The 9,726-nt window shown below is 74.4% G+C and carries 10 protein-coding genes and 1 pseudogene; 7 read left to right on the top strand and 4 right to left on the bottom strand.

What is annotated here, in order from left to right:
• Nucleotides 1-12: 12 nt before the first annotated feature.
• Both AB0O09_RS24800 and AB0O09_RS24805 read right to left on the bottom strand, forming a co-directional pair.
• Entirely contained in the window at nucleotides 13-1,089 is a 1,077-nt protein-coding gene (locus tag AB0O09_RS24800; RefSeq protein WP_363544519.1) for a membrane dipeptidase, read from the bottom strand.
• On the bottom strand, nucleotides 1,086-2,393 hold the full coding sequence (locus AB0O09_RS24805; RefSeq protein WP_363544521.1) for an amidohydrolase family protein: 1,308 nt from the start codon (nucleotides 2,391-2,393) through the stop codon (nucleotides 1,086-1,088). Before AB0O09_RS24805 ends, AB0O09_RS24800 begins: the two co-directional genes overlap by 4 nt.
• Nucleotides 2,394-2,497: 104 nt before the next feature.
• On the opposite strand from AB0O09_RS24805, the gene AB0O09_RS24810 reads away from it, so the two are divergent.
• Together AB0O09_RS24810 and AB0O09_RS24815 are read left to right on the top strand one after the other, a co-directional pair.
• Nucleotides 2,498-3,280 carry a helix-turn-helix domain-containing protein gene (locus tag AB0O09_RS24810; protein ID WP_363544523.1) on the top strand — a complete coding sequence of 261 codons (783 nt, stop codon included), beginning with the start codon at nucleotides 2,498-2,500 and terminating at the stop codon, nucleotides 3,278-3,280.
• Nucleotides 3,277-4,218, top strand: coding sequence for an NAD(P)-binding domain-containing protein (locus AB0O09_RS24815; protein WP_363544525.1), 942 nt, complete (start codon nucleotides 3,277-3,279; stop codon nucleotides 4,216-4,218). Before AB0O09_RS24810 ends, AB0O09_RS24815 begins: the two co-directional genes overlap by 4 nt.
• Before the next feature lie 27 nt (nucleotides 4,219-4,245).
• Here AB0O09_RS24815 and AB0O09_RS24820 read toward each other — a convergent pair whose 3' ends face one another.
• The gene (locus tag AB0O09_RS24820) at nucleotides 4,246-4,740 is read right to left on the bottom strand and encodes a molybdenum cofactor biosysynthesis protein (RefSeq protein ID WP_363544527.1); all 495 of its coding nucleotides are present in this window, start codon (nucleotides 4,738-4,740) and stop codon (nucleotides 4,246-4,248) included.
• 219 nt (nucleotides 4,741-4,959) lie between these two features.
• On the opposite strand from AB0O09_RS24820, the gene AB0O09_RS24825 reads away from it, so the two are divergent.
• On the top strand, nucleotides 4,960-5,244 hold the full coding sequence (locus AB0O09_RS24825) for a hypothetical protein (protein WP_363544528.1): 285 nt from the start codon (nucleotides 4,960-4,962) through the stop codon (nucleotides 5,242-5,244).
• A gap of 176 nt (nucleotides 5,245-5,420) precedes the next feature.
• Nucleotides 5,421-5,678, top strand: a pseudogene (locus tag AB0O09_RS24830) (VOC family protein); the annotation flags it as partial.
• A 69-nt stretch (nucleotides 5,679-5,747) separates the two neighbouring features.
• Here the strand turns inward: AB0O09_RS24830 and fdxA are convergent.
• On the bottom strand, nucleotides 5,748-6,071 hold the full coding sequence (gene fdxA, locus AB0O09_RS24835; RefSeq protein WP_363544530.1) for a ferredoxin: 324 nt from the start codon (nucleotides 6,069-6,071) through the stop codon (nucleotides 5,748-5,750).
• A 95-nt stretch (nucleotides 6,072-6,166) separates the two neighbouring features.
• Between fdxA and soxR the strand changes: the two genes are divergently transcribed.
• The 3 genes from soxR (at nucleotide 6,167) to AB0O09_RS24850 (ending at nucleotide 9,630) form a co-directional block, all read left to right on the top strand.
• Nucleotides 6,167-6,631, top strand: coding sequence for a redox-sensitive transcriptional activator SoxR (soxR, locus tag AB0O09_RS24840; protein WP_363544532.1), 465 nt, complete (start codon nucleotides 6,167-6,169; stop codon nucleotides 6,629-6,631).
• A 180-nt stretch (nucleotides 6,632-6,811) separates the two neighbouring features.
• Nucleotides 6,812-8,314: an FAD-binding oxidoreductase gene (locus AB0O09_RS24845; protein WP_363544534.1), complete on the top strand. Its 1,503-nt coding sequence runs from the start codon at nucleotides 6,812-6,814 to the stop codon at nucleotides 8,312-8,314.
• A gap of 206 nt (nucleotides 8,315-8,520) precedes the next feature.
• Complete coding sequence (locus AB0O09_RS24850; RefSeq protein ID WP_363544540.1) at nucleotides 8,521-9,630, top strand: mechanosensitive ion channel family protein; 1,110 nt, start codon at nucleotides 8,521-8,523, stop codon at nucleotides 9,628-9,630.
• Nucleotides 9,631-9,726 lie beyond the last annotated feature (96 nt).

Genomic DNA, 9,726 nt, shown 5'->3' on the forward strand with positions numbered 1-9,726 from the left:
TGCTGCCCGGTCCTAGGCCGGAGCCCAGACGCGTTCGGCGTAGTCGACGAAGTTGCGGCCGAGGATCTTCTCGATCCGCTCCGAGCGGTAGCCGCGCCGTTCGAGCAGTCGGGCGAGGTCGCGGAACTGGTCGACGCCGCGGAGGTCCTCGACGAACGGCAGGGTGTCGGCGCGTTCGCCGGCCGCGCCGACGCCGCTCGCGCGTCGCAGTTCGACGTGCTCGGCGAGGGCGGCCCGGTAGGCGTCGAGGTCGTCGATCGGGGTGATCGTGCCGTCGGTGCCGATGCCGACGGCGTCCTCGCCGCAGACGTCGACGGCGTGGGCGATGTGCTCGACGACGTCCGCGGCGGTGGCGTGACCGGTCGGGCTGAGGAAGGGCATGAAGTAGATGCCGACGAAGCCGCCGCGGTCGGCGACCAGCCGCAGTTCCTCGTCGGTCTTGTTGCGCGGCAGGTCGACCAGGGCGCGGCAGCCGGTGTGGTTGATCGAGACGGGCTGCCGGGAGGCCCGGGCGGCGTCCAGGCAGGTGCGTTCGCCGCTGTGCGAGAGGTCGACCATCAGCCGGCTGTCGTTGAGCGCCTCGACGACCCGGTGGCCGAGCGGGCTGAGTCCGCGGTTCTCCGGCGCCATCGAGCCGTCGCCGAGCCGGTTGGCCTGGTTGTACGTCAGCTGGACGACGCGGACGCCGCGGTCGGCGAACACCCGGACGCGGTCGGGGTCGTCGCCGACGGCGACCGCGTTCTGGAAGCCGTAGACGATGCCGATCCTCCGCTCCCGGGCGGCCCGGTGGAGGTCGGCGGCGGTGCGGACCTTGAGCAGGTCGGCGGGGTTGGCGCGGACGATCGCGTCCCAGACGTCGATCTCCTCCAGGGTGTGCTCGTAGGGCGGGAGGTCGCCCATGGTGTAGCCGAGGGTGATGTTGACGGCGGTCAGGCCGGAGGCGTGGGCGTCGGCCAGGGCGCGGGCGTCCACGGTGAGCTGGGAGCTGGACGGGTTGAGTTCGGCGGCGGCCTCGGCGGACCGGGGCGCGTTGGGGTTGTCCAGCTGGCCGAGCGCGTTGACGACCGGCGGGAACGGGGAGTCGGTCATCGGCCCGCCTCGAAGTCGGCGCGGGCGTGGCGGCGGCCCCGCTTGACGGTCAGGTGCACGGTGCGCAGGTGCTTGACGTCCTGCAGCGGGTCCTCGTCGAAGACCGCGAAGTCGGCGAGCCGGCCGGCCTCGACGGTGCCGCGCAGCTGCTGCGCACCGGCGCTGCGGGCGCCGACGGCGGTGGCGGAGCGCAGCGCGTCCTCGGGGGTGAGGCCGCAGCGGTCGACGAGGAAGGCGAGTTCCTCGTGGAGGGCGGGGAAGGGGTCGTCCGGCGGGGTCTCGTAGTCGGTGCCGGTGGCGATCGGGACGCCCGCGCGGTGTGCCTGGGCGGTGAGTGCGGCGGCGAGGTCGCTGTTCTGCCGGGCGCGTTCGGCGGCCTCGGGTCCGCCGCCGGTCATCTCCGCGCTGGCCCAGAGCGCGGCGGTGGCGTCGAGGACGGTGCCGGTGCGGCGCATCAGGGCGAACAGCTCGGCGAGCACCGGGTCGTCGCCGGCGGTGAGGCCGGCGTAGTCGATCGGCGGCTTGTCGCGGTAGGTCGTCAGGGGCCGGGTGGCGCAGGCGTGGGCGAGCAGGGTGACGTGGGAGACGGTGTCGACGCCGGCCTCGACGACCTCGCGCGGGCCGGCCGGGAAGACGGCGGCGTGTGCCCAGACGGGGATGGACTGGCGGTTGGCCTCGGCGGTGATCGCGGCGACCGTGGCGGCGTCGAGGTCGGCGTAGACCTTGATCGCGCAGGCGTGGGTGCCACGGGCGAGGGCGACGGCGATCCTCAGGTCGGTGTCGGGGGTGACGGCCTGCATCCAGGGGACCCGGCCGGCGACGGCACCGCGGGTGACCTGGTGGGTGCGGACGTCGTCGAAGAAGGAGGGCCCGGCCATCAGGGCGGCGTAGTGGATGTCGGGGCCGGGGATCTCGCCGACCAGGGTGGCGCGGGCGAGGTCGCCGATCTGGCGGACGTCGTCGGCCATGTCGCGGATCGCGGTGACGCCGCTGTGCACCAGGCGGCGCAGCACGGCCTCGGCGCGGGGCCGGTCGGGCGGGGTGGCGAGGTGCTGGTGGGCGTCGATCAGGCCGGGGGTGACGTGGCGGCCGTCGAGGTCGACGGTCTCGGCGCCGTCCGGGAGCACGGCCGGCAGCTCGGTCTCGTCGACGACGTGCCGGATGCGTTCGCCGTCGACCACGATCGCGGCCCGGCGGGGCGGGCGGTCCGTCCCGTCGAAGACGGTGGCTCCGCGGTACACGGTGACGGCACCGGGCGCGGGCGGTGCGTAGGGGGTGGGTGCGCCGTGGGACTCGTCCGGCATCCGTCACCTCTCACTCATCTGTTGCATCAAGCGCAACATGTGTATTGTCTGCTGAAACATTCGCGTCACTGTATCCCAGTGGCCCCCGAAGGTGGAGAGGTCGGATGTCACAGGCTCCCCGGTCCGCGGTCGACAAGGCCCTCGATCTCGTCGAGGCGGTCGCCCGTGCCGACCGCCCCGCCCGGCTCGCCGACCTCGCACGGTCGGTCGACCTGCACCGGGCGACGGCCTACCGGATCCTGCTCGACCTGGTCCGGCGCGGCTGGGTGCTGCGGGTCGGCGACACCTACCTGCCGGGCGCCGCCGCGCTGCAGGTCTCGGCCGCGGCGCTGCACCACTCGCTGACGGCGCTGGCCCGGCCCGTCCTGGAGGGGCTGTCCGGGACCACCGGCCTGATGGTGAACCTCCAGGTGCTGGAGGGCGACCGGGCGCGGGTGGTGGACGTGGTGCGGCCGGAGCGGCTGGCGATGATCTCCCACCTGCGCGGCGAGGCGCTGCCGGTGCACCGGTTCGCCGGCCCGCTGGCGCTGGTCGCCGCCCTGCCCGCCGACGCGCGGGCCCCGTACCTGCGGCCCGCCGAGGAGGCCGGGTACCCGCTGGACGGCGCGGACGGCCTGCTCGCGGACCTCGCCCGGGTCGAGCGCACCGGCGTCGCGCTGGAGCGCGGGCGCAACGAGAAGCCGGTCGCCTCGATCAGCCGGGTGGTCCGCTCCCGGGACGGCTCACCGGTCTGCGCGCTGACCGCGGTCGGCCTGGACACCGACTTCGACGGGCCCGCGCTGGACGGCCTGACGGAACGTCTGCTCGCCGCCGCCGGCTCCCTGGAGGACGTCCTCGCGGGCCGGTCCGGCACCGCGGCGCCGGACACCGAAGGAGGCGCCCGGTGAGCGGGGTGCTCGTCCTCGACCGGGCGCAGACCCGCGCCGCGCTCGACCCGGCCGAGGTGATCGGGGCGGTCGCCCGGGCGCTGGTCGCCGTCGCCCGGGACGAGGTTTCGGCGCCGCCGCGGATCGCCGCCCGGACACCCACCGGGCTGCTCGGCGCCATGCCCGGCCACGTCCCGGGGCTGGGGCTGGCGGCCAAACTGGTCTCGGTCTTCGCGGATCCGGCGGCACCGGGCCGCGGCAGCCACCGCGGGGTGGTGGCGCTCTTCGACGAGCAGGACGGCCGGCCGCTCGCCCTGATGGACGCCGAGCCGCTGACCGCCGTCCGGACGGCCGCCTGCGCGACGCTGAGCATGCGGGCGCTCGCCGCGCCGACGCCCCGGCGGGTGGCGGTGCTCGGCACCGGCACCCAGGCCCGCGCCCAACTCGCCCTGCTGACCGGGCTCGGCCCGCGGACGGAGGTGGTGGTCGGCGGCCGCGACACGGACCGGGCCCGCCGGGCCGCGGAGCTGCTCCCGGGGGCGGTGGCCTGCACGGTCGCGGAGGCGCTGGCCGGTGCCGACGTGGTCTTCTGCTGCACGGACGCGTCCGAGCCCGTCCTGCGGCGGGCGGAGCTGGCGCCCGGGGCCCACGTCAGCTCGGTCGGCGGCTCGCGCGGGCCGGAGCTGGACGCCGCCACCGTGCGGGAGGGCGCGCTCTTCGTCGAGTGGCCGGGCGCCGCCTCTCCCCCGCCGGCCGGCGCGCACGAGCTCCGCGACGTCCCCGCCGAACGCCTCACCCTGCTGGGTGCCGTCCTCGACGGCACCGCACCCGGGCGCCGCTCCCCCGACGAGCTGACCGTCTTCAAGTCCACCGGCCACGCCGCCCTGGACGTCGCGGCCGCCTCGGTGGTCCACCGCGCCGCGCGCACCCGCGGCCTCGGCACGGTGGTGGACCTGTGACGGCGGCTGCCGGCCTCCGGCCGGGCCTCAGTCGGGCAGGACGAGGAACTCCGCCGGTCCGAGCGTGAGGACGCCGTCGCTCAGCGGGGTGCAGCGGACGCCGCCCCTGTTGCGCAGGGCCCGCTGCGCGCCGGGGCCGATCACGGCGTCCATCCACGCACAGGGCCGGGCGGCGCGGCGGACGGCCAGCAGGACGGGCCCGGTGCCGCAGTCCAGCGAGACCGTCCGGCCCAGGAGCGCGTCGACGTCGACCCCGCGGAGCAGCACGTTGCGGCGGGTGTGCCGCAGGTCCGTGCCGGGCCGGATGTCGAGCGGGAGGTTCTCGGCGGCCATCAGCGTGACGGCGGCGTCCCGGTGGGCCGGGCGGGCGTAGTAGCGGTCGCCGACGAGGCCGAGGCCCTGCCGCACCTCGGCGCTGCCGACGAGTTCGTCCGGGTGCGCCGGGGACGGCCCCTCCGACGGGCGTCCGGTGTACCGGTGCGCCGGCGACACCAGGAGCTGCACCACCTCGACCACGGCCATGCGGGCCAGCCTACGCCGCCGCGCGTCGCCGCCCGACGGGCCCCCCGCCCTCCGCGGGCATGCCGGGGGACGGGTGACCGCGATGGCTGAGCCGGAGACCGTGCGGACGGGTGCCGACCCCGCCGCGTTCCTCGCGGGCGTGGACGACGAACGGCGGCGCGCCGACGCGCAGCAGCCGTGCGACCTGCTCGCCGGGGCGACGGGCGCACCCGCCGAGATGTGGGGCGGGTCGATGGTCGGCTTCGGCAGCTGCCGCTACCGCTGCGCGAGCGGCCGCTCGGCGAGTGGCCGCCGATCGCGTCCGCCCCGCGCAGGCAGGCGCTGGTGCCGTACGTCGCCGGGGGCTTCGAGCCGTACGCCGGCCTGCCGGCCCGGCTCGGCCCGCACACCACCGGCAAGGGCTGCCTCTCCCTCGAACGGCTCGCCGACGTGGACCGTGCGGTGCTCGCCGAGCTGGTCGCGACGTCGTTCGAGCGGACGGACGGACGGACGGTCACCCCGTAGCCGCGCGGCCCGCCGGGCCCCGTCCGGGCCGATGCGGCGACGGCCGGTGCGCCCTCCCCGTCGACGGCGGGACGGTCGCCTACGCTGCGGCAGACCGACGCGTCGTCAGGAGAGGTGCCCCTCATGGCATCCCGGCTCACCCCTACATCAGCTTCGACGGCGACGCCCGCCAGGCGATGGAGTTCTACCAGGGCGTCTTCGGCGGCGACCTGGACCTGAACACCTTCGGCCGGTTCAACCCCGACCAGACCGGCGAGACGGCCGTCCGGATCATGCACGGCATGCTGGTGACCCCGCGCGGCTACTGGGCGGCGCTGCCCGAGGGTCGCACGGTGGCCGTCCCGCTGGAGAAGCAGATGTGGGGCGACGTCTTCGGCATGTGCACCGACCGCTTCGGCATCACCTGGCTGGTCGACATCGGCGAGGCCTGGGGGCCGTCTTCACATGGCGCTCGGGTGGTGACTCCAGGGGCGCTGAATCAACCACCCGAGCGCCCCTGCGGGTCAGGCGGTGTCCTGGACCGGCAGCGCCGCCACCATCGGATGGTCCTTCCCGATCGGGCCGAGCCCGGCGCTGCCGCCCGGGGAGCCGAGGTCGGTGAAGAACTCGGCGTTCGCCGTGTTGAACTGCCGCCACGGCTCCGGGGTGTCGTCCTCGAAGTAGATCGCCTCGACCGGGCAGACCGGCTCGCAGGCGCCGCAGTCGGTGCACTCGTCGGGGTGGACGTACAGCATCCGCTCCCCCTCGTAGATGCAGTCCATGGGGCACTCGTCCAGGCACGCCTTGTCCTTGACGTCCACACAGGGCAGGGCGATCACAAACGTCATCGGGCTGCCGTCCTCTCCGGGTCGGTGCTGCTCGCCGTTCTGGCACGGCCGACCGTAGGGCCTCAAGTAAACTTGAGGTCAACAGGAGGCGGTGCATGACGACCCGACAGCCCGGTGGGACCAGGGCCACCCCGGACGACTGGCTGGCCATCGGCGAGGTCGGCGCACGGACCGGCGCGGCGGTGTCCGCCCTGCGGTTCTACGAGGAGCTCGGCCTGATCGCGTCCGAACGCGACGAGCGCAACCAGCGCCGCTACCCCCGGCACATGCTGCGCCGGGTCGCCCTGATCTCGGTGGCGAAGCGGATCGGCATCCCGCTGCAGGACCTCCGGGAGGCGTTCGCCGACGTCCCGCTCGACCGACCGCCGAGCCACGACGAGTGGCAGCGCGCCTCCCGCGGCTGGAAGCGCCGCCTGGAGGAGCGCCGGCAGACCATCGAACGGCTGGAGGCCGAACTCACGGGCTGCATCGGCTGCGGCTGCCTCTCGATGAAGGCCTGTGCCCTGCTGAACCCCGGCGACGCGCTCGCCGAGGACGGCGCCGGCCCCCGACGCCTCTGAGACGGACTCCCGTTCGGGGCGCCCCGCCACCGGTCGCCGCGGACCACCCTGCGGCGGGCGTTCGCGTGAACCCCGTTCGCCCACGGAGTGTCACTGCCGCTCATGTCACGGCGCGACCCCACCCTCTGACTGTGCGCCACGGGAAGGGCCCGCCGGACGCCGCGCAGAACGGGGAGCCCCATGCCGCTCGATCGACGATCCGTCCTGCGCACCGGCGCCGTCGCCGCCGCCGGTCTCGCGTTCTCCCCGGGTTCCCCCACCCCCGCGGCCGCCGCCCCGCACGCCCCCGGCCAGGACCCCGGGCCCGCCGCCTGGCGGGAGCTGCGCCGCCGCCTCAGCCCGGCCGCCCGCCTCTACCGGCCCGGCGACCCCGACTACCCGCTGGAGGCCGTCGCCGACAACCGGCGCTACGCCGCGATCCGACCGGCCGGGGTGCTCGCCTGCGCCACCGAGAACGACGTGCGCGTCGCCGTCCGCTGGTGCGCCGCCCACGACGTGCCCCTGGCACCGCGCTCCGGCGGCCACAACTACGCCGGGTACTCGACCACCACCGGCCTGGTCGTCAGCCTCCGTGCGATGAACCGGGTCACGCCGGTCGGGAGGCGGCTGCACCTCGGCGGCGGCGCCACCAACTCCGACGTCTACGCCGCCCGCGCCGCCGGCCTGTACTTCCCCGGCGGGCGCTGCCCCGGCGTCGGCGTGGCCGGCCTGACCCTCGGCGGCGGACTCGGCTTCAACGACCGCAAGTGGGGCCTGACCTGCGACAGTCTCGTCGAGACCCGCCTCGTCCTCGCCGACGGCACCCCGGTCCGCGCCACCGCCGACGAGAACCCCGACCTGTTCTGGGCCTGCCGCGGCGGCGCCGGCGGCAACTTCGGCATCAACACCGCCTTCGTCTTCGACGCCGTCCCGGTCGACCGGCAGCGTGCCACCGTCTTCGACCTGACCTTCCCCCTCACCGCCGCCCAACCCGCCGTCGACCACCTCCAGCGCCTCCTCGAGGCCGACCCGACCGGCGACCTCGACACCCGCATCGGCTTCAGGAACACCGGCGACGGCCGGACCTCGCTCTGGACCCTCGGCCAGCTCCTCGGCCCCGAGGACACCCTGCGCCGCCTCCTCGCCCCGCTCCTCGAACTGCGCCCCGACAAGGCGTTCATCGAGGAACGCGACTTCTGGACGGCCCAGGACCACCTCATGGAGACCCCCGGAGCACCGGACTGCTACGCCTCCAAGTCGCTCGTCCCCGACCGGTGGCTGAGCCCCGCCACCGTGGCGGACGTCGTCGAGTGGACCCGCTCCTGGCGGCCCGGTCCTTCCGGCGCGACCGGCTACGTCACCCTCTTCGCCATGGGCGGCACCAGCGACCGGCCCCGCGCCGACGAAACCGCCTACCCGCACCGCGACGCGACGTACGTCATCGACATCGGCACCCACTGGAAGCCCGGTACCCCGTCCGACCAGGTGGACCGTCTGCTGGCCCAGACCCGTGCCGCCCACCACACCCTGCGCCGCCGCCTCGACACCGACAGCGCCTACGTCAACTTCCCCGACCCCGACCTCCCCGACTGGCAGCACGCCTACTACGGCGCCAACCACACCCGCCTCACCCGGGTCAAACGCCGCTACGACCCGGCGGGCCTCTTCCACTACGCCCAGGGCATCACCGCACGGAACGCCTGACGCGGACGACCGGAAGGCCGGGGTCCGGCTGTGGCGGCGGCCGGGCCATGGGGCAGGATGGCAGTCCGTTCGGAATGCGTACATCCGCTCCAATGCGGCTGCGCACCACACGACCTGACAGGCGACACGGTGACGACACAGTACATACGGCGGCCGGCCGCGGCCCGTTCCCTCGCCCTCCACGCTGCGGAGGCGGGACGGTGACGGTGACCCGGGACCTGGTCCTGCACGACTGGGTGGTGGCCGGCATCGCCCTGGCCTCCGGCTGCGTGGCCGGTCTGGTGCTGCGGGCCCTGATGAAGTGGCTGGGCAAGCACGCGGGCCGGACCAAGTGGAGCGGCGACGACATCATCGTCGACGCCCTGCGCACCGTCGTCCCCTGGGCGGCCGTGGTCGCCGGGGCCGCGGTGGCCGCTTCGGCGCTGCCGCTCACCGCCCGGATCGGGGGGCTGGTCGACAAGTCGCTGACGGCCGTGCTCATCGTCATCGCGACGCTCAGCGCGGCCCGGGTGGTGGCCGGGCTGGTGCAGTCGGTGGCCGCCTCCCGGACGGGCGTCGCGGCGTCCGCGACCATCTTCGTCAACATCACCCGCATCGTGGTGCTGTCGATGGGCGTCCTCGTCGCCCTGGAGACCCTCGGGGTGTCCATCGCCCCGCTGGTCACCGCCCTCGGAGTGGGCGGCCTCGCGGTCGCGCTGGCGTTGCAGGACACCCTCGCCAACCTCTTCGCGGGCGTGCACATCCTCGCCTCGAAGACCGTCCAGCCCGGTGACTACATCCGGCTGACCAGCGGGGAGGAGGGGTACGTCGTCGACATCAACTGGCGCAACAGCGTGGTGCGCAACCTGTCGAACAACCTGGTGATCATCCCCAACGGCCGCCTGGCACGGACGAACATGACGAACTACTCCCAGCCCGAGCAGAAGCTGTCGATCCTGGTCCAGGTCGGGGTCGGCTACGACAGCGACCTGGAGCACGTGGAGAAGGTCACCCTCGACGTCGTCGACAGCGTGATGGCCGACATCAGCGGCGGCGTGCCCGACCACGAGGGCGCCGTCCGCTTCCACACCTTCGCGGACTCCAGGATCAACTTCACGGTGATCCTGGGCGTCGGCGAGTTCAGCGACCAGTACCGGATCAAGCACGAGTTCATCAAGCGCCTGCACCAGCGGTACCGCACGGAGGGCATCTCGATCCCCGCCCCCACCCGCACGGTCTCGCTCCAACAGGACAACGCGGGCGCACCGTCGCCCCTCCCGCAGGTCCCGCACCAGTGGGACGCGTCGTCCGAGGAACTGGCGGACCACCGGCGCTAGGTGTTCTGACCACGGAGGTTGGTGACGGGGTTCACGGCGGTGTGATCTTGAAATGAGTGAGGGCCTTCTGGCCAGGTGTGGATTGCGACATCTGCA

It is taken from the genome of Kitasatospora sp. NPDC093679, assembly GCF_040683455.1.
Classification (GTDB): Bacteria; Actinomycetota; Actinomycetes; order Streptomycetales; family Streptomycetaceae; genus Kitasatospora; species Kitasatospora arboriphila.

What these genes read in the sequence shown, in the direction of transcription:
- AB0O09_RS24800 (WP_363544519.1), bottom strand. Translation starts at nt 1,089, where the DNA reads ATGACCGACTCCCCGTTCCCGCCGGTCGTCAACGCGCTCGGCCAGCTG.
- AB0O09_RS24805 (WP_363544521.1), bottom strand. Translation starts at nt 2,393, where the DNA reads ATGCCGGACGAGTCCCACGGCGCACCCACCCCCTACGCACCGCCCGCG.
- AB0O09_RS24810 (WP_363544523.1), top strand. Translation starts at nt 2,498, where the DNA reads ATGTCACAGGCTCCCCGGTCCGCGGTCGACAAGGCCCTCGATCTCGTC.
- AB0O09_RS24820 (WP_363544527.1), bottom strand. Translation starts at nt 4,740, where the DNA reads ATGGCCGTGGTCGAGGTGGTGCAGCTCCTGGTGTCGCCGGCGCACCGG.
- fdxA (WP_363544530.1), bottom strand. Translation starts at nt 6,071, where the DNA reads ATGACGTTTGTGATCGCCCTGCCCTGTGTGGACGTCAAGGACAAGGCG.
- soxR (WP_363544532.1), top strand. Translation starts at nt 6,167, where the DNA reads ATGACGACCCGACAGCCCGGTGGGACCAGGGCCACCCCGGACGACTGG.
- AB0O09_RS24845 (WP_363544534.1), top strand. Translation starts at nt 6,812, where the DNA reads ATGCCGCTCGATCGACGATCCGTCCTGCGCACCGGCGCCGTCGCCGCC.